The 23,849-nt window shown below is 70.8% G+C and carries 25 protein-coding genes and 1 pseudogene; 24 read left to right on the top strand and 2 right to left on the bottom strand.

Features of this window, described 5'->3' with window-relative positions; all coding sequences use genetic code 11:
• Nucleotides 1-208 precede the first annotated feature (208 nt).
• Nucleotides 209-1,759 carry a signal recognition particle protein gene (gene ffh, locus HUV60_RS08520; protein WP_257847986.1) on the top strand — a complete coding sequence of 517 codons (1,551 nt, stop codon included), beginning with the start codon at nt 209-211 and terminating at the stop codon, nt 1,757-1,759.
• Nucleotides 1,760-1,863: 104 nt separating this feature from the next.
• Here ffh and HUV60_RS08515 read toward each other — a convergent pair.
• Nucleotides 1,864-2,719, bottom strand: a pseudogene (locus HUV60_RS08515) (methyltransferase); the annotation flags it as partial.
• A gap of 600 nt (nt 2,720-3,319) precedes the next feature.
• On the opposite strand from HUV60_RS08515, the gene HUV60_RS08510 reads away from it, so the two are divergent.
• The 17 genes from HUV60_RS08510 to HUV60_RS08430 all read left to right on the top strand — a co-directional run bounded on the left by HUV60_RS08510 (nt 3,320) and on the right by HUV60_RS08430 (nt 16,483).
• Nucleotides 3,320-3,922, top strand: a complete 603-nt coding sequence (locus HUV60_RS08510; RefSeq protein WP_257847987.1) for a hypothetical protein — start codon at nt 3,320-3,322, stop codon at nt 3,920-3,922.
• A 293-nt stretch (nt 3,923-4,215) separates the two neighbouring features.
• Nucleotides 4,216-4,644 carry a 30S ribosomal protein S16 gene (gene rpsP, locus HUV60_RS08505; RefSeq protein ID WP_257847988.1) on the top strand — a complete coding sequence of 143 codons (429 nt, stop codon included), beginning with the start codon at nt 4,216-4,218 and terminating at the stop codon, nt 4,642-4,644.
• A gap of 2 nt (nt 4,645-4,646) precedes the next feature.
• The gene (locus tag HUV60_RS08500; RefSeq protein WP_042168092.1) at nt 4,647-4,886 is read left to right on the top strand and encodes an RNA-binding protein; all 240 of its coding nucleotides are present in this window, start codon (nt 4,647-4,649) and stop codon (nt 4,884-4,886) included.
• An 81-nt stretch (nt 4,887-4,967) separates the two neighbouring features.
• A complete protein-coding gene (rimM, locus tag HUV60_RS08495; protein ID WP_257847989.1) occupies nt 4,968-5,534 on the top strand; it encodes a ribosome maturation factor RimM in 567 nt (188 codons plus the stop codon).
• Nucleotides 5,534-6,367, top strand: coding sequence for a tRNA (guanosine(37)-N1)-methyltransferase TrmD (gene trmD / locus HUV60_RS08490; protein WP_257847990.1), 834 nt, complete (start codon nt 5,534-5,536; stop codon nt 6,365-6,367). Before rimM ends, trmD begins: the two co-directional genes overlap by 1 nt.
• A 131-nt stretch (nt 6,368-6,498) precedes the next feature.
• A complete protein-coding gene (gene rplS, locus HUV60_RS08485; RefSeq protein ID WP_042168098.1) occupies nt 6,499-6,849 on the top strand; it encodes a 50S ribosomal protein L19 in 351 nt (116 codons plus the stop codon).
• Nucleotides 6,850-6,894: 45 nt separating this feature from the next.
• A complete protein-coding gene (gene lepB / locus HUV60_RS08480; RefSeq protein WP_257847991.1) occupies nt 6,895-7,647 on the top strand; it encodes a signal peptidase I in 753 nt (250 codons plus the stop codon).
• Nucleotides 7,640-8,734, top strand: a complete 1,095-nt coding sequence (lepB, locus tag HUV60_RS08475; protein WP_257847992.1) for a signal peptidase I — start codon at nt 7,640-7,642, stop codon at nt 8,732-8,734. Before lepB (HUV60_RS08480) ends, lepB (HUV60_RS08475) begins: the two co-directional genes overlap by 8 nt.
• Entirely contained in the window at nt 8,622-9,608 is a 987-nt protein-coding gene (gene lepB, locus HUV60_RS08470) for a signal peptidase I (RefSeq protein ID WP_257847993.1), read from the top strand. Before lepB (HUV60_RS08475) ends, lepB (HUV60_RS08470) begins: the two co-directional genes overlap by 113 nt.
• Before the next feature lie 77 nt (nt 9,609-9,685).
• A complete protein-coding gene (gene lepB / locus HUV60_RS08465; protein WP_257847994.1) occupies nt 9,686-10,471 on the top strand; it encodes a signal peptidase I in 786 nt (261 codons plus the stop codon).
• A complete protein-coding gene (locus HUV60_RS08460) occupies nt 10,461-10,985 on the top strand; it encodes an NUDIX hydrolase (protein WP_257847995.1) in 525 nt (174 codons plus the stop codon). Before lepB (HUV60_RS08465) ends, HUV60_RS08460 begins: the two co-directional genes overlap by 11 nt.
• A gap of 108 nt (nt 10,986-11,093) precedes the next feature.
• Complete coding sequence (locus HUV60_RS08455; RefSeq protein WP_003993268.1) at nt 11,094-11,402, top strand: DUF2469 domain-containing protein; 309 nt, start codon at nt 11,094-11,096, stop codon at nt 11,400-11,402.
• Nucleotides 11,403-11,460: 58 nt separating this feature from the next.
• A complete protein-coding gene (locus tag HUV60_RS08450; RefSeq protein WP_257850123.1) occupies nt 11,461-11,865 on the top strand; it encodes a YraN family protein in 405 nt (134 codons plus the stop codon).
• Between the two features lies 1 nt (nt 11,866).
• Entirely contained in the window at nt 11,867-13,492 is a 1,626-nt protein-coding gene (locus HUV60_RS08445; protein WP_257847996.1) for a YifB family Mg chelatase-like AAA ATPase, read from the top strand.
• Nucleotides 13,489-14,652 carry a DNA-processing protein DprA gene (gene dprA / locus HUV60_RS08440; RefSeq protein ID WP_257847997.1) on the top strand — a complete coding sequence of 388 codons (1,164 nt, stop codon included), beginning with the start codon at nt 13,489-13,491 and terminating at the stop codon, nt 14,650-14,652. The genes HUV60_RS08445 and dprA overlap by 4 nt, the downstream gene beginning before the upstream one ends.
• A 311-nt stretch (nt 14,653-14,963) precedes the next feature.
• Nucleotides 14,964-15,806, top strand: coding sequence for an RNA polymerase sigma factor WhiG (gene whiG / locus HUV60_RS08435; RefSeq protein WP_257847998.1), 843 nt, complete (start codon nt 14,964-14,966; stop codon nt 15,804-15,806).
• Nucleotides 15,807-15,925: 119 nt separating this feature from the next.
• Nucleotides 15,926-16,483, top strand: coding sequence for a TetR/AcrR family transcriptional regulator (locus HUV60_RS08430; protein ID WP_257850124.1), 558 nt, complete (start codon nt 15,926-15,928; stop codon nt 16,481-16,483).
• 135 nt (nt 16,484-16,618) lie between these two features.
• On the opposite strand, the gene HUV60_RS08425 is transcribed toward HUV60_RS08430, so the two are convergent.
• On the bottom strand, nt 16,619-17,200 hold the full coding sequence (locus HUV60_RS08425) for a M23 family metallopeptidase (protein WP_257850125.1): 582 nt from the start codon (nt 17,198-17,200) through the stop codon (nt 16,619-16,621).
• 354 nt (nt 17,201-17,554) lie between these two features.
• Here HUV60_RS08425 and rpsB point away from each other — a divergent pair, with 354 nt between their 5' ends.
• From rpsB to rlmN, 6 genes are all read left to right on the top strand, one after another.
• Nucleotides 17,555-18,532 carry a 30S ribosomal protein S2 gene (gene rpsB, locus HUV60_RS08420; RefSeq protein ID WP_257847999.1) on the top strand — a complete coding sequence of 326 codons (978 nt, stop codon included), beginning with the start codon at nt 17,555-17,557 and terminating at the stop codon, nt 18,530-18,532.
• A gap of 160 nt (nt 18,533-18,692) precedes the next feature.
• Nucleotides 18,693-19,538: a translation elongation factor Ts gene (gene tsf / locus HUV60_RS08415; RefSeq protein WP_257848000.1), complete on the top strand. Its 846-nt coding sequence runs from the start codon at nt 18,693-18,695 to the stop codon at nt 19,536-19,538.
• 190 nt (nt 19,539-19,728) lie between these two features.
• Nucleotides 19,729-20,484, top strand: coding sequence for a UMP kinase (pyrH, locus tag HUV60_RS08410; protein ID WP_042168138.1), 756 nt, complete (start codon nt 19,729-19,731; stop codon nt 20,482-20,484).
• A gap of 182 nt (nt 20,485-20,666) precedes the next feature.
• On the top strand, nt 20,667-21,224 hold the full coding sequence (gene frr, locus HUV60_RS08405) for a ribosome recycling factor (protein WP_004924833.1): 558 nt from the start codon (nt 20,667-20,669) through the stop codon (nt 21,222-21,224).
• Nucleotides 21,224-22,360 carry a phosphatidate cytidylyltransferase gene (locus HUV60_RS08400; RefSeq protein WP_257848001.1) on the top strand — a complete coding sequence of 379 codons (1,137 nt, stop codon included), beginning with the start codon at nt 21,224-21,226 and terminating at the stop codon, nt 22,358-22,360. The genes frr and HUV60_RS08400 overlap by 1 nt, the downstream gene beginning before the upstream one ends.
• A 171-nt stretch (nt 22,361-22,531) precedes the next feature.
• Entirely contained in the window at nt 22,532-23,644 is a 1,113-nt protein-coding gene (gene rlmN, locus HUV60_RS08395) for a 23S rRNA (adenine(2503)-C(2))-methyltransferase RlmN (RefSeq protein WP_269441156.1), read from the top strand.
• The last annotated feature ends 205 nt before the right edge of the window (nt 23,645-23,849 follow it).

Raw genomic sequence — 23,849 nt, 5'->3', positions numbered from 1 at the left:
GTCACGCGTTCACCGGATGCGCTCCCCGCTGACGCGGGGGTGATCCGGCGACCGACGACCGTTCGGAGAGTGTGTCCGACTGCTCCCCGCCGACACGGGAATCCGTCCTCGTCCACTGACTGCAGCGGGCGGGGGCGATTTGCTTGCCGGGCCGGATACCCTGGAGGGCAGCCCAGCTCCGCCCCCGACTCCGAGGACCGACGCCGCCGTGTTCGATACTCTCTCCGACCGCCTCAGCCTGACCTTCAAAAACCTCCGCGGAAAAGGCCGGCTGAGCGAAGCGGACATCGACGCCACGGCGCGCGACATCCGTATCGCCCTCCTCGAGGCGGACGTGGCCCTGCCGGTCGTCCGGGCGTTCATCAGGAGCGTCAAGGAGCGGGCGCTCGGCGCCGAGGTCTCCAAGGCCCTCAACCCCGCACAACAGTTCGTCAAGATCGTCAATGACGAACTGACCTCTATTCTCGGCGGCGAGACCCGTCGTCTGCGGTTCGCCAAGCAGCCGCCGACCGTGATCATGCTCGCCGGTCTGCAGGGTGCCGGCAAGACCACCCTCGCGGGCAAGCTCGGCCACTGGCTCAAGGAACAGGGCCACTCGCCGCTCCTGGTCGCCTGTGACCTCCAGCGCCCCAACGCCGTCAACCAGCTCAGCGTCGTCGCCGAGCGCGCCGGCGTCGCCGTCTACGCGCCCGAGCCGGGCAACGGCGTCGGTGACCCGGTCGAGGTCGCCAGGGACTCCATCGAGTTCGCCAGGTCCAAGGTCCACGACATCGTCGTCGTGGACACCGCCGGCCGCCTGGGCATCGACCAGGAGATGATGCGGCAGGCCGCGGACATCAGGGACGTCGTTCATCCTGATGAAATCCTGTTCGTCGTCGACGCGATGATCGGCCAGGACGCCGTCAACACCGCCGAAGCCTTCCGTGACGGCGTCGGCTTCGACGGTGTGGTGCTCTCCAAGCTGGACGGTGACGCCCGCGGTGGTGCGGCCCTGTCGATCGCCTCGGTGACCGGCAAGCCGATCATGTTCGCGTCGAACGGTGAGAAGCTCGACGAGTTCGACGCCTTCCACCCCGACCGGATGGCCTCCCGCATCCTCGACATGGGTGACCTGCTCACCCTGATCGAGCAGGCGGAGAAGACGTTCAGCCAGGACGAGGCCGAGAAGATGGCCTCCAAGCTGGCGTCGAAGAAGGGCCAGGACTTCACCCTGGACGACTTCCTGGCCCAGATGGAGCAGGTCAGGAAGATGGGCAGCATCTCCAAGCTGCTCGGCATGCTGCCCGGCATGGGGCAGATCAAGGACCAGATCAACAACCTCGACGAGCGGGACGTCGACCGTACGGCCGCGATCATCAAGTCGATGACCCCGGCCGAGCGCCAGGACGCCTCGATCATCAACGGCTCCCGCCGCGCCCGTATCGCCAAGGGCTCCGGCGTCGAGGTCAGCGCGGTGAAGTCCCTTGTGGAGCGGTTCTTCGAGGCCCGCAAGATGATGTCCCGCATGGCCCAGGGCGGTGGCATGCCGGGGATGCCCGGGACGCCTGGCACGGGCGGCGGTCCCGGCCGGACGAAGAAGAAGCAGAAGCAGGCCAAGGGCAAGCAGCGCTCCGGCAACCCGATGAAGCGCAAGCAGCAGGAGGAAGAGGAGGCCCAGCGCCGTGCCGCAGCGGCCGGGGGGAGCAACGCCTTCGGGCTGCCGCAGCAGGGCGGCAAGGACTTCGAACTGCCGGACGAGTTCAAGAAGTTCATGGGCTGACGAGCGGTTCGATCCGTTCGGCCGGCTGTGTCACGGGGGCCTCCCTTGCCGGGGGCGCCCCCGTCCCGTGTCGGCGTCGGGTGAGCGGAGCCGTGGGTCAGGGGGGCGATCAGGTACCGGAAGACGTTCGGCATCCACACGGTCCTGTCCTGCCGCTCGTACGGATGCAGTGCCTCGGTGAGTTCCCTGTCCACCTGTACCCGGTCCGTCGCCGTGACCGCCGGGTCGAACAGCCCGGTCGACAGCAGGCCCCGTACGGCGCTGTCCACGTCGGCGTATCCGAAGGGGCAGGCCACCCGCCCCGAGCCGTCCGGCCTCAGGCCCGCCCGCCGGGCGACGTCCTCCAGGTCGTCGCGGTGCGCGGGGCGCCAGGTGCCCGTACCGTGCAGTGGCTCCGCCAGCCGGGTGGCCACCCGGAGCACGGACGCCGTGGCGCAGCGCTCCGGCGGGCCCCAGCCGGCGAGCACCACGGCCGCTCCGTGACCGGCGAGCGGAACCACCTCGGCGAGCTGTCCGCTCAGCCCGTCCGTGTCGCCCGCCAGGCATCCAATCGGTTCGAAGGCGGTCACCACGGTGTAGGCGGGGCCGCCCCCGCCCGCCGTGCCCGTGCCGGCCGTGTCCCCGGGGGAGCCGTTCACGATCCGGGCGTCCGCGCGCGTATGTGCGTCCCGCCCGGCGGACAGCAGTCGCTCGCGTGCGAGGGCCAGCCGGTCCGGCGAGGTGTCGACGCCGGTGACCGAGGCGCCCCGGGAGGCCGCCCTCAGCAGGGCGAGCCCCGCACCGCAGCCGAGGCCGAGCAGCCGTGTCCCGGAGCCCACGTCCCATCGCTCGTAGACGGCCTCGTAGAGCGGTACGAGCATCCTTTCCTGTATCTCGGACCAGTCACGCGCACGCCTGCCGGTCCACGCGAGGGCCGTGCCCCGTGCGAGGAAGGTGCTGCCGCACGAGCGTGGGTGTCATAGGTAAGCGCTCCGATCAGCCGAGAGTTCCCGCGCCGCCCGATCGATCGCCTCGCCCCCGCGCGGCGCGCTCGTACCACCCCCGTCATACCAGGAAACTCCGCCCTCGCCCGGGTGTCCAGTGGAAAGGGGCGGCGGTCTGGGAGGCGCTCGTGCCAGTGGCAAGAATTCACATTCCGGTAATCCGGGGGAGACGGGGTGGTTCCGGCCAAGGTCCGCAAAACGGTGATCGTGGACGGGTTCGGAGCAGGCGGCGGCGATGGAGGGTGGGCCGGTGTCGGATGCCGGCGGCGAAGGGGGTAACGTCGCGACCGTGGTACTCGCCCGGGGAACCGGGGCCGCTCCGTCACGAGGGCGGCCGAAACGCCCCTTGTGTATTCGGGGCCACGGGAGCGCCGGCGCGCGGACGCCGCGTACGCGCCGGGCCGGGGGGTCGCATACGTCGGCCTACGCACCACCTTGAGGTGAGCTGCGCGGCTTCTCCGCAGATCAGCGCACCCGCCCTCGTCGGGACGCATGAGCGCATACTGACGGGTAAGGGCAAATTATTTGGGATGCCCCGGAATCGGAACACAGGGGCACCCAGGCTCGTTGTCATTACGTGAGCACGACACAGACACCACCTGTACTCGCCGCAGAACTGGCGCAGGCGTGGGCCGATATTCAGCGGTACCACCCCGAGCTGCCCGATCTTGCCGCGCCCGAGTCCCTGATCGGGGAGTCGTCGTCCGCGTGCGGTCACGAGCTCTCCTTCGAGCGACTGCTGCACGAGGCAGTCCATGGCGTCGCCGCCGCACGCGGTGTACGCGACACTTCCCGCGCCGGCCGCTACCACAACCGCAGATTCCTCGCGATCGCAGAGGAACTGGGCCTGGACCACCCCGACGAGCCGCATCCCAGCAGCGGTTTCTCGCTGGTCTCCCTCACGCCGGAGGCGAAGCGCCGCTACCGTCCGACGACCGAGCGCCTCCAGCGAGCCCTGAAGGCGCACTCCGCCGCGACCGCGGGCGACACCGCCCGCAGCTTCCGTGGTCCGGCGGCACGGCACGGCTCGTCCGGCGGTGGTGTGCGGGTCAAGGCCGTCTGCGACTGCGGCCGCAATGTGCGCGTCGTCCCGTCGGTCCTGGCGCAGGCCCCCATCGTCTGCGGCGGCTGCGGCAAGCCGTTCCGGATCCCCGAGGGGGTGGCCGCGGCCGCGAGCTGACAGCAACCCGGCATCTCGTGGGTGCCGGACGCACGTCAGGCGCGTGGATGCCGTCCATGCGCGCGCATCCATGGCAGCCGTGCCGCCTCGCCGGCACCCGGTGTGACAACCTGCAGTGCCCCCGAGGTCCCGGGCGCCCCGTGGGATGTGGCACAATGGCCAGCTGTACTCGACAGTCGCACAGGAACCCTCTCTCCTCCGGCTGACGCGTCCATCGGGCACTCGGGTACCGCAACCCCACGCGGCCGTCCCGCCGTGCCCCATCACGTCAAAATCCAGGAGAACCCACTCCCGTGGCAGTCAAGATCAAGCTGAAGCGTCTGGGCAAGATCCGTTCGCCCCACTACCGCATCGTCGTCGCCGACTCCCGTACCCGCCGTGACGGCCGGGCCATCGAGGAGATCGGCAAGTACCACCCGACGTACAACCCGTCGGTGATCGAGGTCGACGGTGAGCGTGTGGCGTACTGGCTCGGTGTCGGCGCCCAGCCGACCGAGCCCGTGCTCGCCATTCTGAAGAAGACCGGTGACTGGCAGAAGTTCAGGGGCGAGCCCGCCCCGGCTCCGCTGCTGCAGCAGGCCGAGAAGTCCGCCCGCCCGTCGTTCGAGGCGCTCGGCGGCGAGGACGAGGGCAAGGGTGAGGCCATCACCCAGAAGAAGAAGGCTGAGAAGAAGGACGAGGCCCCGGCCGAGTCCTCTTCGTCTGCGTCGACCGAGGCCTGAGCATGCTCGAGGACGCTCTCGAGCACCTCGTGAAGGGCATCGTCGACCATCCCGACGATGTGCAGGTCGCCTCGCGCGACCTGCGCCGCGGGCGTGTGCTCGAGGTCCGGGTCCACCCGGACGACCTCGGCAAGGTGATCGGCCGCAACGGCCGCACCGCGCGCGCCCTGCGCACCGTCGTGGGCGCCATCGGCGGCCGAGGTGTCCGGGTCGACCTCGTCGACGTGGACCACGTCCGCTGACGCTCAGCGCAACCGGCTCGGGCCGGGGAGGGCCTGAGGGCCGTCCCCGGCCCGTCGCCGTACGACAGGAGAACAAGCACAGTGCAGCTGGTAGTCGCTCGCATCGGCCGTGCCCACGGCATCAAGGGCGAGGTCACCGTGGAGGTCCGCACCGACGAGCCGGAGCTGAGGCTCGGGCCCGGTGCCGTCCTGGCCACCGATCCGGCCTCCGTCGGACCGCTCACCATCGAGACGGGCCGGGTGCACAGCGGCCGGCTCCTGCTGCGCTTCGAGGGCGTCCGTGACCGCACCGGTGCCGAAGCGCTGCGCCACACCCTCCTCATCGCCGAGGTCGACCCGGACGAGCGGCCCGAGGACGAGGACGAGTACTACGACCACCAGCTGATCGACCTCGACGTCGTCACCCGGGACGGACAGCCGGTGGGCCGGATCACCGAGATCTCCCACCTGCCGACGCAGGACCTCTTCGTGGTGGAGCGGCCCGACGGCAGCGAGGTGCTCGTGCCGTTCGTGGAGCAGATCGTCACCGGGATCGACCTCGGGGAACAGCGCGCGGTCATCGACCCGCCGCCGGGTCTCATCGACGACCGGGACACCCGCGACGAAGCCGCCGACGGACACGGCGCCTCCTCACGGGACGAGGCGTGATGCGGCTCGATGTCGTCACCATCTTCCCCGAGTACCTCGAACCGCTGAACGTCTCCCTCGTCGGCAAGGCGCGTGCGCGTGGACAGCTGGACGTCCAGGTGCACGACCTCCGTTCCTGGACCCGTGACCGGCACAACACCGTCGACGACACCCCGTACGGCGGTGGCCCCGGCATGGTCATGAAGACCGAGCCGTGGGGCGAGGCGCTCGACGAGATCCTGGCGGACGGCTACGAGACCGGCGCGCACGCGCCCGCCCTGATCGTCCCCACCCCCAGCGGCCGCCCCTTCACCCAGGAACTCGCCGTCCGCCTCTCCGAACGCCCCTGGCTGATCTTCGCACCGGCCCGCTACGAGGGAATCGACCGGCGCGTCGTCGACGAGTACGCGACCCGCATGCCGGTGCACGAGGTGTCCATCGGCGACTACGTCCTGGCCGGCGGTGAGGCGGCCGTCCTCGTCGTCACCGAGGCCGTGGCCCGGCTGCTGCCCGGCGTCCTGGGCAACGCCGAGTCACACCGGGACGACTCCTTCGCCCCGGGCACCATGACCAACCTCCTGGAAGGCCCCGTCCACACCAAGCCACCGGTCTGGCGCGGCCGGGGCATCCCCGAAGTGCTGCTCAGCGGCCACCACGGGAAGATCGCCCGCTGGCGGCGCGACGAGGCACTGAGGCGCACCACGGCCAACCGGCCCGACCTCATAGAGCGCTGCGAGCCCGAGGCCTTCGACAAGAAGGACCGTGAGATGCTCTCCATCCTGGGCTGGGAGCCGGACCGGGCAGGGGAGCCGTACGGCAGATTTTGGCGCAGGACCGGCGGCGTGGAACAATAGGCCGCTGTTGTGCGTCGTCCGGCGTGCGCCCCTGCCGCAGGGGGACATGACGCCCGCTTCGAACCGCACACCCCGATCCGAACTTCTATCGCCGCTGATGACCTGCGGCATCAGCGAAGAAAGCAGACGAAATGTCTCACCTGCTCGACTCCGTCGACTCCGCGTCGCTGCGCGACGACGTCCCGGGCTTCCGCCCCGGCGACACCGTCAACGTCCACGTGCGCGTCATCGAGGGCAGCCGCTCCCGTGTGCAGCAGTTCAAGGGCGTCGTGATCCGCCGCCAGGGTGCCGGCGTGCGCGAGACCTTCACGGTCCGCAAGGTCTCCTTCTCCGTCGGCGTCGAGCGCACCTTCCCGGTGCACACCCCGATCGTCGAGAAGATCGAGCTCGTCACCAGGGGCGACGTCCGCCGCGCCAAGCTGTACTACCTGCGTGAGCTGCGCGGCAAGGCCGCGAAGATCAAGGAGAAGCGCGAGAACTGAGCGCTTTCCCGAGGTGAGCGCGGGGCCGGATAACATCTGGCCTCGATGGACACCGAAGCACAGCCGACGGAGCGCGACCGCTCCTCCCACCCGGTCGGACCCGAGGACACCTCGGGGGCCCCGGGCCCGGAGGGCCGGTCGCGTTCCTCGTTGGCAGGGCACCTCGCGGGACGGTTTCCCGGGGGGCGGACCACCGCGGCCCCGCTCCTCGTACTGCTGCTCCTGCTGGCACTCGGCACCTTCGTGGCCCGGCCGTTCCAGATCCCCAGCGGATCGATGGAGCCCTTGTTGAGGGCCGGAGACCGCGTTCTCGTACTCAAGTTGGCATACCGTTTCGGTGCCGGACCGCAGCGTGGCGACGTGGTCGTGTTCGACGGCACCGGGTACTTCGGGGACGCCGACTACATCAAGCGCGTTGCCGGGGTGGGTGGGGACCACGTGGTCTGCTGCGACATGGAGGGGAGGATCCGGGTGAACGGCCGGGCGGTCGACGAGTCGGGATTCCTGTTCCCCGGCGAGAGCGCCTCCACGGTGCCCTTCGACCTCGTCGTCCCCGAGGGACGCCTGTTCGTCCTCGGTGATCACCGCAGAGCCTCCAGCGACTCCCGTGACCGTCTCGGTTCGCCTGGTGGCGGCATGATCCCGGTGAGCAGGGTGATCGGCCGCGCCGACTGGATCGTCCAGCCCTTCGGCCGCGCCACCCGGTTGCACCGCCCCGACGCCTACGCGCGCGTGCCGGCCCGGGAGCCGACGGCGCAGCCGGACGCGGCGAACCCGGGGGAGGGAGCCCATGGGTAACCGCGGCAAACCCCGCGGCGTCCCGGCGAGCGCCACGGACAACCTGCTGCCCACCGGCGTGCGCCGCGCGGTGAGCGCGACGAGCGGCCGCAGCCGGGCCGACCGGCGCAAGCTCCAGCGGAAGGTCAAACGGCGCCGCAGGCAGGGCGCGGTCAAGGAGATACCGCTGCTCGTCGGAGTCGCCCTCCTGATAGCGCTGGTGCTGAAGACGTTCCTCGTCCAGGCCTTCGTGATCCCGTCCGGCTCCATGGAACAGACCATCCAGGTCGGCGACCGTGTCCTGGTGGACAAGCTGACCCCGTGGTTCGGCTCCAAGCCGCAGCGCGGGGACGTCGTCGTCTTCAAGGACCCCGGCGGCTGGCTGCAGGACGAGCAGCCCACCCCCCAGAAGGAGGACCCGGTCGGCATCAAGCAGGTCAAGACCGGGCTCACCTTCATCGGCCTGCTGCCCTCGGAGAACGAGAAGGACCTCATCAAGCGGGTCGTGGGGGTCGGCGGTGACCAGGTCCGGTGCTGTGACACGCAGGGGCGGGTCACCGTCAACGGGGTGCCCCTGGAGGAGAGTGACTACCTGTTCCCCGGGAACACCCCGTCCACCACGCCGTTCGACGTCACCGTGCCCCAGGGACGCCTGTGGGTGATGGGCGACCACCGGTCCAACTCCGCCGACTCCCGCGCCCACCAGGACACCGACTACGGCGGCACCGTCTCCGAGGAACAGGTGGTGGGCCGGGCCGTGGTCATCGCCTGGCCGTTCGGTCACTGGAACACGCTGGACGAACCGACGACCTACGCCTCCGTGTCGGACTCGACGACCGGGTCGACCGCTGCCGCCCGGCTGTCGCATAGGGTTGCCCCGGATGATTCGAACGGAATGATTCAGCTCCCGAGCCCTGCGGAACTCCCGCTCGTTATGGGAGTGGTGGGCCTGCGCCGTGTATGGGGCAGGCAGCGGCACAGAGTAAGGAGCTGGCGTGGGGGATGTGGCGGTTGGCGCACGGTCCGGAGCCGACGGCGAGGAGCACCGCGGGCGCCCCGCGGAACCCTACGTCCCGGTCGAGGACGGCGCCGTGACCTCCGGGAGTGATTCCCCGGCGGCAGGAGAGGGAAGAGTGGCGGACGACCGGTCGGAGCGCGGTGGCCGGGGGCCGGACGAGCCGCCCCGCGAACAGAAGAAGCCACGCTCCTTCTGGAAGGAGCTGCCCATCCTGGTCGGTATCGCCCTGGTTCTGGCGCTGCTGATCAAGACGTTCCTGCTGCAGGCGTTCTCCATTCCGTCGGACTCGATGCAGAACACCCTTCAGCAGGGGGACCGCGTTCTGGTCGACAAGCTCACCCCCTGGTTCGGCTCCGAGCCCGAGCGCGGCGAGGTCGTGGTCTTCCACGACCCGGACAACTGGCTGGCGGGCGAGCCCACGCCCGAACCCAACGTGTTGCAGACGTTCCTCAGCTGGATCGGCCTGATGCCGTCCGCCGAGGAGAAGGACCTGATCAAGCGGGTCATCGGGGTCGGCGGTGACGTCGTCGAGTGCAAGGGCACCGGCCCGCTGAGGGTCAACGGCGTCGCCCTGAACGAGGCGGACTACGTCTATCCGGGCAACACCCCGTGCAGCCAGGACGACCAGGGCGGCCAGTTCAAGGTCGAGGTTCCCGACGGCAAGATCTGGGTCATGGGCGACCACCGGCAGAACTCCCGGGACTCGCGTTACAACCGGGCCGACAAGAACGACGGCATGGTTCCGGTGAGTGAGGTCGTCGGCCGTGCCGTCGTCATCGCCTGGCCGGTCGGCCGCTGGGACATGCTCGAGGTCCCGGACGCCTTCGCCCAGCCGGCGCTGGGCACGCAGGCATCCGCGGCGCTGACGGTGGCACCCCAGGGGCTCGCGCTCGTGGGCGCGGTGCCGCTGGTGCTGTGGCGGCGCGGGCGGGACCGCCGCCGGGAGGACGGGCCCGAGGCCTGAGCGCTGCGGGGGCCGGCGGGGCGGTCGCCCGAAGGAGGGGCTGACCCGCTCCGGTACTGCCGGGTAGGGTGCCGCCCATGAGTGGGCAGAGCACGACACGTACGGCTTCTCGCGGCGGCGGTGCGGGCCGGGGCCCGGCGGGAAGCCGGACCGGGCAGCGACTGTCCTCACTGGCCGTGGCGCTGGGCCTGGCGCTGTTCCTCGGCGGGTTCGTCTGGGCAGCGCTGGTGTATCTGCCGTACACCGTGCCCACCCCCTCGATGGCGCCGGCGATCGGTGCCGGGGACCGGGTACTGGCCCAGCGCGTCGACGGCGGTGACGTCCGCCGCGGCGACGTCGTGGTCTTCGAGGACGAGGGCTGGGCGGACGTACCGCTCGTCAAGCGGGTGGTCGCCGTCGGCGGGGACATCGTCTCCACCGGGCAGGACGGCAGGCTGAGGGTCAACGGTACGGAGATCGACGAGCCGTATCTCTCCGCGGACGAGGCGGCCGGGCTCAGTGCCTTCCCGGAGGTGGCCGTGCCGAAGGGCCGGCTGTTCCTGCTCGGTGACGAGCGCAGCGGCTCCCTGGACTCGACCTCCCATCTCACCGACACCGCGAACGGCACCGTCTCCCGCGAAGCGGTCGAGGCCCGGGTCGACGCGGTGGTCTGGCCGATGGACGGCATGCTGCAGGCTCCGACCGGCTTCGGGGAGCTCGGCGAACTCTCTTCACCGGGGCCGCTGCCGACGGTCGTCGCCCTGGCCATCGGCGGTGCCGTGCTCATCCTCGGCGGGGCCGCGTACGGCCCGCTCGCCGCGCGGGCAGGCGCGTCCCGGGCCCGTCGTGCGGACGCGGGAGCGGAGGCGAGCGGTGTCCGCTGAGACGGCCCACGCCCCCGGGAACTCCTGCGGGGGCGGGCTGCGCAGGGTCGCCCGTGTCGTCCTGCTCGACCCGAGGAACCGCATCCTGCTGCTGCACGGGCATGAACCGGACGACCCCGCCGACGACTGGTGGTTCACGCCCGGCGGTGGGGTGGAGGGCGACGAGAGCCGTGAACAGGCGGCGCTGCGGGAGCTCGCCGAGGAGACCGGCATCACGGAGGTGGAGCTCGGGCCCGTGCTGTGGCGGCGGACGTGCTCCTTCCCGTTCGCGGGCCGCCGCTGGGACCAGGACGAGTGGTACTACCTCGCTCGCACCACCGGAAGGGTCACCGGGGACACGGCACTGACCGAGCTCGAGCGGCGCAGCGTCACCGGAGCACGCTGGTGGACGTGCCCGGAACTGGCTCGGGCCCGTGAGACGGTGTACCCGACGAGACTCGCCGAGCTGCTGCGCACCCTGCTCGACGAGGGCCCCCCGGCCGGGCCCGTCACCCTGGACACCGAGACCGTCTAGGGCGGGACCTGGATGCGGGCCCCGGGGGCGTCCGGCGGGCCGGTCCGGATACGGGGCCCTTGGACTGGCGCACAATGGTGGGATCGCACAGGTGAAGGGGAACATGCCATGAGCGCCGAGGACCTCGAGAAGTACGAGACCGAGATGGAGCTGAAGCTCTACCGGGAGTACCGCGACGTCGTCGGTCTGTTCAAATACGTGATCGAGACCGAGCGCCGCTTCTATCTGACCAACGACTACGAGATGCAGGTGCACTCGGTCCAGGGCGAGGTGTTCTTCGAGGTGTCCATGGCGGATGCCTGGGTCTGGGACATGTACCGGCCGGCCAGGTTCGTGAAGCAGGTACGCGTCCTGACATTCAAGGACGTGAACATCGAGGAGCTCAACAAGAGCGACCTGGAGCTCCCGAGCGGGTGACGGAGTTCTCCACAACCGCCGGGTTGTCCACCAAGATCCACCTCGGATGACCGGCTGGGTGACGGTGGGTGCCGGAGGTGGTGCCGACATGAACCCACGACAGCAGGCACGCAGGGCACTCGGCAGGTACGGCGAGGCGCTGGCCGCGCGGCGGCTGGCGCAGGCCGGAATGACGGTCCTGGAGCGCAACTGGCGCTGCGGCAGGACCGGCGAGATCGACATCGTGGCCAGGGACGGCGACGCCCTCGTCGTCTGCGAGGTCAAGACCCGCAGGGCCGGGTCCTTCCAGCACCCCATGGAGGCGGTCACCCCCGTCAAGGCGGCCCGTCTGCGGGGCCTGGCGCAACGCTGGCTCCAGGAACACGGGGGAGCACCGCCCGGCGGCGTCCGCATCGACCTGGTCGGCGTCCTGCTGCCGGAGCGTGGCGCGCCCCGGGTCGAGCATGTCCGGGGGGTGGCCTGAGATGGGGTTCGCCCGTACGTGCTCGGTGGCGCTGGTCGGCGTCGAGGGCGTGGTCGTGGAGGTCCAGGCCGACCTCGAACCGGGAGTGTCGGCGTTCACACTGGTGGGGCTGCCGGACAAGAGCCTGACGGAGAGCCGCGACCGGGTCAGGGCCGCGGTCGTCAACTCCGGGGCGGAATGGCCCCAGAAGAAACTCACCGTGGGGCTCAGCCCGGCGTCGGTGCCGAAGGCCGGCAGCGGCTTCGACCTGGCCGTCGCCAGCGCAGTCCTGGGTGCCGCCGAGCGGATCGACCCGCGGGTGCTCGCCGACCTCGTGATGATCGGCGAGCTGGGCCTGGACGGCAGGGTACGGCCTGTCCGGGGCACGCTGCCCGCGGTCGTCGCGGCGGCCGACGCCGGATACGAACAGGTCGTGGTGCCCGAGTGCGCCGCCGCCGAGGCCGCGCTGGTGCCGGGCGTGTCCGTACTGGGTGTCCGCAGCCTGCGCCAGCTGATCGCCGTCCTCACCGACGAGCCGGTGCCCGAGGAGGAATCCGGCGGTCGAGGGCGGCCCGACCCGCTCCTGGCCGGACTGCGGGTACCCGGCACCGGCGCGGCCACCGGCGTGCACAGCGCCGGCGCGGCACACTGCGACACCGGCCACGACCTCGCGGACGTCGTCGGCCAGCTTCCGGCCCGGACCGGGGTGGAGGTGGCGGCGGCCGGCGGCCACCACCTGTTCCTCGAGGGACCGCCCGGGGCGGGCAAGACCATGCTTGCGGAACGGCTGCCCTCGCTCCTGCCGCCGCTCGACCGGCAGGCGTCCCTGGAGGTCACCGCCGTGCACTCGGTGGCCGGCCTGCTGCCCCCGGACAGGCCCCTGATCGACACCGCCCCCTACTGCGCCCCGCACCACTCGGCCACCATGCAGGCGCTCGTCGGCGGTGGCCCCGGCATCGCCCGTCCCGGAGCCGTGTCGCTCGCGCACCGGGGCGTCCTCTTCCTGGACGAGACCCCCGAGTTCGGCAGCCATGCCCTGGACGCCCTGCGCCAGCCGCTGGAGGCCGGACACGTCGTCATCGCGCGCAGTTCGGGCGTCGTGCACTTCCCGGCGAGGTTCCTCATGCTGCTCGCCGCCAACCCCTGTCCCTGCGGCCGCTTCTCGACGAAGGACAGCCTGTGCGAGTGCCCGCCCTCGTCGATCCGCCGCTACCAGGCCCGGCTGTCCGGCCCGCTGCTGGACCGGGTCGACCTGCGGGTCGAGGCCGAGCGCGTCACCCGTGCCGAACTGACTGCCGACGGAGCCCGCGGCGAGTCCACCGCCACGGTCGCCGACCGGGTGCGCTTGGCCCGGGAGCGTGCCGCGAGGCGGCTCGCGGGCACCCCGTGGCGCACCAACAGCGACATCCCCGGACGGGACCTGCGCAACCGCTGGCACGCGGCTCCCGGCGCGATGGAGGACGCCGAGCGGTGCCTGGAGCGCGGTGTGCTCAGCGCGCGTGGACTCGACCGGGTGCTGCGGGTTGCGTGGACCGTCGCCGACCTGGTCGGCCGCGACCGGCCCGACGCCAGGGACGTCGCCCTCGCCCTGCACCTGCGTACCGGCGTCCCGCGCGGGGTGCCCATGGCGATCGGGGCGCTGACATGAGCGGCGCCGCCGGGTCCGCGGACGGTGAGCTCCTCGCCCGGGTTTTTCTCGCGCGGGTCCTCGAACCCGGCGACGAGTCCGGTGGGCGGTGGGTGCGGGAGCTGGGCGCGCGGGAGGTGGCGGCACGGCTGCGGGCGAGGGCCGAGCCGCTGACGGGGGTGAGCGGCCGTCGCTGGGCAGGACTGCTGGCACGGGCCGAGCAGACCGACCCGGGCCGGGACCTCGCCGTCGCACGGAACGCCGGGGTGCGGTTCGTGTACCCCGGGACGGCCGAATGGCCCCGGCAGCTCGACGACCTGGGAGACGGCCGGCCTCTCGGGTTGTGGGTGCGCGGCCCCGCCGACCTGCGGATGTGGGCGCTGCGCTCGGTCGCCGTCGTCGGCGCCCGGGCTTGCACCGAGTACGGCGCCCACATGGCCGCCGCCCTCGCCGCCGAGCTCGCCGAGCGCGGCTGGGTCGTGGTCTCCGGTGGTGCCTACGGGGTCGACGGCGCCGCACACCGCGGTGCGCTCGGCTCGGCCGGCGCCACCGTCGCCGTACTCGCCTGCGGTGTCGACCGGCCCTACCCGCGCGGACACACCGGGCTGATCGCCAGGATCGCGGAACAAGGACTGGTCGTCGGCGAGCTGCCGCCCGGCGATCACCCGACTCCTGGCAGGTTCATCCTGCGCAACCGGGTCATCGCCGCGCTCACCCGGGGCACCGTGGTCGTCGAGGCCGCGCACCGCAGCGGCTCCCTGGTGACCGCCAGGGCGGCCGGGCGCCTCGGACGTCACACGATGGGAGTACCGGGGCCGGCCACCAGCGGGCGCTCGGCCGGGGTGCACGAACTGCTGCGGCAGGGCGCGGTGCTGGTCACCGATGCCGCGGAGATCGTCGAACTGGTCGGGGACATGGGCGAACTGGCCCCGGAACGGCGTGGGCCGGTACTGCCCCGGGACCTGCTGGGACCCGCCGTCCACCAGGTCCTCGACGCGCTGCCCGCGCACGGGGCGGCCCTCGTCGACGGGATCGCGCGCGACGCACGGACCACCCAGGACGACGCGATCGCGAGACTGTACGAACTGCGCGCACTCGGGTACGTCGAACGGCACGGTGACGGCTGGAAGTTGACACGCCAGGCGGTGATTCCGCTCGACAACGGTTCCGGTGTCCCCTGACGGAGGGTGTTCGGCCGTCCGGGGGAACGGCTACCCCCCTTGGAAAGCAAGTCAGTTGGGGCACCCGGGTGATCACGTAGAGCGACGGGATTCACCCGGCGGGGTGGCGTGCGGGACGTGCTCGCACCCGCCCCGACCTCACTTCTTCGCGCACAGCGACGCCGCAGTCACGCTACGCTCACAAGCGTCCCGCACGGAACGACGGCATGGAGGGAAGCCCCGCAGGCGGCAACCGCAGGCGATACGGGCAGGCAGCACAGACAGCTCACCCAGGCAGCACCAGTCCACTGCAGAACGGCACGAGGCGACGAATGCCCCAGCACACCTCCGGGTCCGACCGGGCGGCGATCCCCCCAGCCGCCCGTGACGGTGGCAGCGTGCGACCGCCCGCTCCCTCGACACTCGACGAGCTGTGGCGGTCGTACAAGGCGACGGGCGACGAGCGGCTGCGGGAGCAGTTGATCCTCCACTACTCGCCGCTGGTGAAGTATGTCGCGGGCCGGGTCAGCGTGGGTCTGCCGCCCAATGTCGACCAGGCGGACTTCGTCTCCTCCGGGGTGTTCGGGCTGATCGACGCGATCGAGAAGTTCGACGTGGACCGGGAGATCAAGTTCGAGACCTACGCGATCACCCGCATCAGAGGCGCGATGATCGACGAACTGCGGGCCCTGGACTGGATTCCGCGCTCGGTGCGGCAGAAGGCACGCAATGTCGAGCGGGCGTACGCGACACTGGAGGCGCGGCTCAGGCGTACGCCGACGGAGAGCGAGGTCGCCGGTGAGATGGGCATCGCCGTGGACGAACTGCACGCGGTTTTCAGCCAGCTGTCGCTCGCCAACGTCGTCGCCCTGGAGGAGTTGCTGCATGCCGGAGGGGACGGCGGCGACCGGCTCAGCCTGATGGACACCCTGGAGGACACCACCGCCGACAACCCGGTGGAAGTGGCCGAGGGCCGGGAGTTGCGGCGGTTCCTGGCCCGGGCGATCAACACACTCCCGGAGCGGGAGAAGACCGTGGTCACGCTCTACTACTACGAAGGGCTCACCCTGGCCGAGATCGGCCATGTGCTGGGGGTCACCGAGAGCAGGGTCAGTCAGATCCACACCAAGTCCGTCCTCCAGCTCAGGGCGAAGCTGACGGGTTTCCGGGGCTGAGCCGGCCGTCGGCCCTCCGCCGGGGTGGGCCCGTCCGACCTGCGGTTTCGGCCGGGGGACTCCCGCCTCGCGCGGTGCGTCCGTAAAGTGGTGGCGTGCCAAGGATTCGAGCGGCCTCCGTGGCCGAGCACCGGTCGATGCAACGCGCCGCCCTGCTGGACGCGGCACGCTCCCTGCTGTCCGAGGGCGGTACGGAGGCACTGACCTTCCCCGCCCTCGCCGAGCGCACGGGCCTGGCGCGCTCCTCCGTGTACGAGTACTTCCGGTCCCGGGCGGCCGTCGTCGAGGAGCTGTGCGAGGTCGACTTCCCGGTCTGGGCGACCGAGGTGGAGACGGCCATGGCCGCGGCCGACGGCGCCGAAGCCAAGGTCGAGGCGTACGTCCGCAAGCAGCTGGAGCTGGTCGGGGACCGGCGTCACCGGGCCGTGGTGGCGATCTCCGCGAGCGAACTCGACGCGGGCGCCCGGGAGAAGATCCGCGCTGCCCACGGCGGCCTCATCGCGATGATCGTCGAGGCCCTGGGCGAACTGGGCCACGGCCAGCCCCGGCTCGCCGCGATGCTGCTCCAGGGTGTGGTCGACGCGGCGGTGCGCCGCATCGAACTCGGCGCCGCCGAACACCCGGAGACGGTCACGGAAGCCGCGGTCGCCATGACCCTGCGCGGCATCCAGCCCTGACGAGCCCGGAGTCCCGGCCCTGGACCCGGACACCTCGACACCGGACGTGCGGTGCTCCGGCGCGTGACGGCTGCTCCCGGCGCATTCACGGGGCGGCAGGAACCCCTGTCGGCCGGCCCGGTCCCGCCCTGCCGGTCACTCCGGTACCGGAAGGCCGAGGACCGGGAGGAGTCTCGGCGGGCCGGCGCGCAGGAGCCAGGGCGGGAGCAGGGCGAGCGGGTCGAGGTAGACGTCCGCTCTGAGCAGGCCCCAGTGCAGGCAGGGAGCCGTGCAGTGCGGACTCCTCGCCGGTTCCGTCGCCGCCACCGCTCCGACCACCTCGCCCGGTGCCACCTCGGCCCCCTTCTCCACCGACGGGCGGACCGGCTCATAGGTCGTACGCAGCGGCGGTGTCCCCGTGTCCGACAACTCCACCGAGACGACACCCCGGCCGGCCACCTGGCCGGCGAAGGAGACCCGGCCCGCTGCCACCGCCCGCACCGGTGTCCCCGGCACCGCCGCCAGGTCCACTCCCCGGTGCCCGCGCCCGTACGGGGTCTTTGGCGGTTCCCAGCCCCGCAGCACCCGGGGCCGTGTCCCCACGGGCCAGACCCGTCCGACGGCCGGCCCCCCGGCACCGGCCCGAGCGGTGTCCCCGGCCGAGGCCGCGAGCCGCAGCGGCGGCGATGAGGGCGGCGGGGGCGACAGGACCGCCGGTGTCAGGACCAGCAGGACGATCAAGCGCGCCCACACCCTCGGAAATCGGCGCACGGACCGGCTCACGGACCGCCGCACGAATCGGTTCACTCGCATGCCGGAAAGCCTCCACGGAATCCGTGATCACGGCCCGGACCTGTGGACCGTCACCCGGTTGTGGACAACGGCGTCACCCGGTGCCCCGCGGGTCCCGTACACTTCTGGTGGCGACCCGGGTCACCGGGTCGACTTCGCACGCCCCGACATCAGGACCGGTCACGGCCGCTCCCGGTGTCAGCGCCCCTCGGTCCTTCGTGGCAACGGCGCGTCGTGGGCGTCAGGCGCGGGAGCCGCCGGCTCCCGCGGCACAACCGAGAAAACCAAGGAGATACGGCCATGGCCGTCGTCACGATGCGGGAGCTGCTGGAGAGCGGCGTCCACTTCGGTCACCAGACCCGTCGTTGGAACCCGAAGATGAAGCGCTTCATCTTCACGGAGCGCAACGGCATCTACATCATCGACCTGCTCCAGTCGCTGTCGTACATCGACCGCGCCTACGAGTTCGTCAAGGAGACCGTCGCCCACGGCGGCACGGTCATGTTCGTCGGTACGAAGAAGCAGGCGCAGGAGGCCATCGCGGAGCAGGCCACCCGCGTCGGCATGCCGTACGTCAACCAGCGCTGGCTGGGCGGCATGCTCACCAACTTCTCGACCGTCTACAAGCGTCTGCAGCGCCTCAAGGAGCTCGAGCAGATCGACTTCGAGGACGTGGCCGCCTCCGGCCTCACCAAGAAGGAACTGCTGGTCCTCTCCCGTGAGAAGGCCAAGCTGGAGAAGACCCTCGGCGGTATCCGCGAGATGCAGAAGGTGCCCAGCGCTGTCTGGATCGTGGACACCAAGAAGGAGCACATCGCGGTCGGCGAGGCCCGGAAGCTCAACATCCCGGTCGTCGCCATCCTCGACACCAACTGTGACCCCGACGAGGTCGACTACAAGATCCCGGGCAACGACGACGCGATCCGCTCCGTCACCCTGCTCACCCGTGTGATCGCCGACGCGGTCGCCGAGGGCCTCATCTCCCGCTCCGGTGTCGCCACCGGGGGCAAGGGCGAGAAGGCCGCGAGCGAGCCCCTCGCCGAGTGGGAGCGCGACCTGCTCGAGGGCGAGAAGAAGGCCGACGAGGCCCCGGCCGCCGCCGAGGCCGAGAAGCCCGCCGAGGCCGCCGAGGCTCCGGCCCCCGCGGCCGAGGCTCCGGCCGCCGAGGCCGAGGCTCCGGCCGCCGAGGCCGAGGCTCCGGCCGCCGAGGCCGAGAAGCCGGCCGAGGAGGCCCCCGCGGCCGACGCCGCTCCGGCCGCCGAGGCCGACCAGGCCTGACCTGCCCGTCCGGGCTGATGACGGCGGGAGCGGGTGACATGAAGTCCGCTCCCGCCGTTCACCCGTAGGCGCGCGGCGTGTCACGGTCCTCCGTCTCACTGAGCACCGAAGACCCCGCAGATCTCCGATTCTCCAGACTTCGAGGAAGACTCACAGACTCATGGCGAACTACACCGCCGCCGACGTCAAGAAGCTCCGGGAGCTCACCGGCGCCGGCATGATGGACTGCAAGAAGGCGCTGGACGAGGCCGAGGGCAACGTCGAGAAGGCCGTCGAGGCGCTCCGTATCAAGGGCCAGAAGGGCGTCGCCAAACGCGAGGGCCGCTCCGCCGAGAACGGCGCCGTGGTCTCGATCATCGCCGACGACAACTCCTCCGGCGTGCTCGTCGAGCTGAAGTGCGAGACGGACTTCGTCGCCAAGGGCGAGAAGTTCCAGGCGGTGGCGACCGCCATCGCCGAGCACGTCACCAAGTCCTCCCCGGCCGACATCGAGGCGCTCCTCGCCTCCGAGATCGAGGCGGGCAAGACCGTCCAGGCGTACGTCGACGAGGCCAACGCCAACCTGGGCGAGAAGATCGTGCTGGACCGCTTCGCCCAGTTCACCGACGGCTACGTGACGGCGTACATGCACCGCACGATGCCCGACCTGCCCCCGCAGATCGGTGTTCTCGTCGAGCTCGACAAGCAGACCGACGAGAGCGCCGCGGTCGCCAAGGGCGTCGCCCAGCACATCGCCGCCTTCGCGCCGAAGTACCTCTCCAAGGAGGACGTGCCGGCCGAGGTCGTCGAGACCGAGCGCCGCGTCGCCGAGGAGACCACCCGCGCGGAGGGCAAGCCCGAGGCCGCCCTGCCGAAGATCGTCGAAGGTCGCCTCAACGGCTTCTTCAAGGACGCCACGCTGCTGGGCCAGCCCTACGCGCTGGACAACAAGAAGTCCGTCCAGAAGGTTCTCGACGAGGCCGGTGTCACCCTGAAGCGCTTCACGCGCATCAAGGTCGGCATCTGAGTCCGTACCGCGACGGGCGCGCGACCCCTATAGGGTCGTCAGCAGTCGTTCGGACACGCCGTCACGCACGCCCGCGTGCCGGGCGACAGCAGATCTGACGAGGAGGCCATTGCCGCATGGGATGCGTCGTACACCCCACCGGCAGTGGCCTCCTTCGTATGTGCAACAGGTGAAAGAGGCGGGACCCGCGATGACCAAGGCTGAGAAGAGCGACGACGGCACCGTGCACGGACGGTTTCTGCTGAAGCTGTCCGGAGAGGCCTTCTCCGGTGGCGGGGGCCTGGGCGTCGACCCCGACGTGGTGCACGCCATCGCACGCGAGATCGCGGCGGTCGTCCGTGACGGCGCGCAGATCGCCATCGTCATCGGCGGCGGCAACTTCTTCCGCGGCGCGGAACTCCAGCAGCGCGGCATGGACCGGGCCCGTTCGGACTACATGGGCATGCTCGGCACCGTGATGAACTGCCTCGCGCTCCAGGACTTCCTGGAGAAGGTGGGCGTGGACTGCAGGGTCCAGACCGCCATCACCATGGGCCAGGTCGCCGAGCCCTACATTCCGCTGCGGGCCGTACGGCACCTGGAGAAGGGCCGCGTGGTCATCTTCGGCGCCGGCATGGGCATGCCGTACTTCTCCACCGACACCACCGCCGCCCAGCGCGCCCTGGAGATCGACGCCGAGGCACTGCTGATGGGCAAGAACGGTGTGGACGGGGTCTACGACTCCGACCCGAAGACCAACCCCGACGCGGTGAAGTTCGACCACCTCGGGTACGGCGAGGTCATCACGCGTGATCTGAAGGTCGCCGACGCCACGGCTGTCACCCTGTGCCGTGACAACAAGCTCCCCATCGTCGTCTTCGAACTGCTGGCGGAGGGCAACATCGCGCGCGCCGTCAAGGGTGAGAAGATCGGCACGTTGGTGGGTGACCCGATGGACCGGAAGTGACCGGACCGCAAGCACCCGTCCGAGGGGCGACACCCCGGGGGACGGACGGGGCGGACCGGACCGGGGGATGGACAATGCCCCCCCCCGGTCGGGAACCGTGCAGGAAGAAGACGCGACGCAGCCGGTCGTTGCCCCGACAGGGAACCGCGGCCGGGCCTACTCAAGACACGCAGGAGCAAGTGGTGATCGAAGAGACCCTCCTCGAAGCCGAGGAGAAGATGGAGAAGGCCGTCGTGGTCGCCAAGGAGGACTTCGCCGCGATCCGCACCGGCCGTGCGCACCCGGCGATGTTCAACAAGATCGTGGCCGACTACTACGGTGCGCCGACGCCGATCAACCAGCTGGCCTCGTTCTCCGTGCCCGAGCCGCGGATGGCCGTGGTGACGCCGTTCGACAAGAGCGCGCTGCGCAACATCGAGCAGGCCATCCGGGACTCCGACCTGGGAGTCAACCCGAGCAACGACGGCAACATCATCCGCGTGGTGTTTCCCGAGCTGACCGAGGAGCGCCGCCGCGACTACATCAAGGTGGCCAAGGCCAAGGCCGAGGACGCCAAGGTCTCCATCCGTTCCGTGCGCCGCAAGGCCAAGGACGCCATCGACAAGATGATCAAGGACGGCGAGGTCGGCGAGGACGAGGGGCGCCGTGCGGAGAAGGAGCTCGACGACACCACAGCGAAGTACGTCGCCCAGGTGGACGAGCTCCTGAAGCACAAGGAAGCGGAACTGCTCGAGGTCTGATGAACGACTCTTCCTGGGAGGCGCCGCCGCAGGCCGGGTACTGGGGGCCGCCCGACCGGGGGCCCGTCCAGGAAGCCGGTCCGGCGGGTCCCCCGTACGATGCGCACTACGCGCAGCAGACTCGCCCCATGCCCACCGTGCCCGGCGCACCCGAACACGGCGGTGACCAGGACGTGGACCAGGGGGCTGCTCGGCTGAGCGGTCCCCTGGTCCGAGACGAGACGACGCGGGCGCGTCCCCACCCCGGGGAGATGCCGCACCATCCGCAGAATCCGGAGTCCATGTCCGACGCCCCGCAGCCGGTGCCCCCACCGCAGAAGAGGACCGCGGGGCGCAACCTGAGCGCCGCGATAGGGGTCGGCCTCGGGCTCGGCGCGCTGGTCGCCGTGTCGCTGTTCGTCGTCAAGGCTGTCTTCGTCGGCGTTGTCGCCGTCGCCATAGGGGTGGGCCTGCGGGAGCTGACGAAGCGGCTCGAGGAGCGCAAGGGCATCAAGGCGCCGTTCGTGCCGCTCGCCGTCGGCGGGGCGGCCATGATCGTCTCCGGGTACGTCTGGGGCAGTGACGGCGCCTGGATCGCCGTGGCGCTCACCGCGCTGGCGGTGCTGGTCCGGCGGATGGCCCAGCCGCCCGAGAACTACCTCAGGGATGTCACGGCGGGGGTCTTCGCCGCGTTCTACGTGCCGTTCCTGGCGACCTTCGTGTCGATGATGCTGGCCGCGGACGACGGGCCCTGGCGGGTGCTGACGTTCATAGTGATCACGGTCGTCGCCGACACCGGTGCGTACGCCGTCGGCTGGCGTTTCGGCACGCACAAGCTCGCCCCGCGCATCAGCCCCGGCAAGACCCGTGAGGGTCTGCTGGGCGCGGTCGGGTTCGCCATGGCGGCGGGCGCGCTGTGTATGCAGTTCCTGATCGACGACGGCACCTGGTGGCAGGGGCTGCTGCTCGGCCTGGCTGTCTCGGTCAGTGCCACCCTCGGTGACCTGGGGGAATCCATGATCAAGCGGGACCTCGGCATCAAGGACATGGGCACACTGCTGCCGGGGCACGGTGGCATCATGGACCGGCTGGACTCGCTGTTGCCCACGGCGCCGGTGGTGTGGTTGCTGTTGGTGATCTTCGTCGGCTCGGGTTGACAGTCATCAGGTACGCTGAAAGGGCCCGCGGCACTGGCTGCGGGCCCTTTCGCACATCCCCGCCGATGCGGGGGTGTTCCGACGGTACGGCCATGCCGGAGCCAGGAGACCTGAGCCTCCCCCGCCGATGGGGGTGCCGTAGGACCCGTCGTCATGAGGAGTTGCCCGACCGTGGCCCGTCCTGCTCCCGGTGAGCTCGCCTTCGTCGCCCCCCGCGGAGCGAAGAAGCCGCCGCGGCACCTCGCCGACCTCACGCCCGCCGAGCGCAAGGAGGCGGTCGCAGCGGCCGGTGAGAAGCCGTTCCGGGCGAAGCAGCTCTCGCAGCACTACTTCGCGCGGTACGCGCACGACCCGGAGCAGTGGACCGACATTCCCGCCGGGGCCCGGGCCAAGCTGCAGGAGGCGCTGCTTCCGGAGCTGATGTCGGTGGTCCGGCACCTGTCCACCGACCAGGGCACCACCCGCAAGACACTGTGGAAGCTGTTCGACGGGACTCTCGTCGAGTCGGTGCTCATGCGCTACCCGGACAGGGTGACGATGTGCATCAGCTCGCAGGCGGGCTGCGGCATGAACTGTCCGTTCTGTGCGACCGGGCAGGCCGGTCTCGACCGGAACCTGTCCACCGCGGAGATCGTGCACCAGATCGTGGACGGGATGCGGTCGCTGCGGGACGGGGAGGTCCCCGGCGGGCCGGCGCGGCTGAGCAACATCGTCTTCATGGGGATGGGTGAGCCGCTCGCCAACTACAACCGGGTCGTCGGAGCCATCCGCCGCCTGACCGATCCCGAGCCGGACGGTCTCGGGCTGTCCCAGCGCGGGATCACCGTGTCGACGGTCGGACTCGTGCCGGCGATCAACCGGTTCTCCGACGAGGGCTTCAAGTGCCGCCTCGCCATCTCCCTGCACGCGCCCGACGACGAACTGCGCGACAGCCTCGTCCCCGTGAACACGCGGTGGAACGTGCGCGAGGTCCTGGACTCCGGGTTCGAGTACGCGGCCAGGTCCGGGCGGCGGCTGTCCATCGAGTACGCGCTGATCCGGGACATCAACGACCAGGCGTGGCGCGGTGACCGGCTCGGGCGGCTGCTGAAGGGCAGGCCCGTGCACGTCAACCTCATCCCGCTCAACCCGACGCCCGGCTCCAAGTGGACCGCCTCGCGGCCCGAGGACGAGAGGGCGTTCGTGGACGCGATCGCCTCGCACGGTGTACCGGTGACGATCCGGGACACCCGCGGACAGGAGATCGACGGGGCCTGCGGTCAGCTCGCCGCGAGCGAGCGGTAACCTGACCGGCACAGGAACAACAACTGCATACCGGGCCATCACACGTTCATATTCCGACAGGGGAGCGCCACAGCGCTGAGAGTGCGGCACCGGCCGCAGACCCTCCGAACCTCGCCCAGGTCATTCTGGGTAGGGAGATCGGTCATCACTCGAGCTGTTGCGCCCTGCCCTGGGCACTTGCGGGGGTCCCGGGCAGGGCCGCGTC

This window comes from Streptomyces sp. KMM 9044, from assembly GCF_024701375.2.
Taxonomy (GTDB): Bacteria; Actinomycetota; Actinomycetes; order Streptomycetales; family Streptomycetaceae; genus Streptomyces.
The sequence above is the reverse complement of the archived record's forward strand: the minus strand, read 5'-3'. Positions and strand labels throughout refer to the sequence as shown.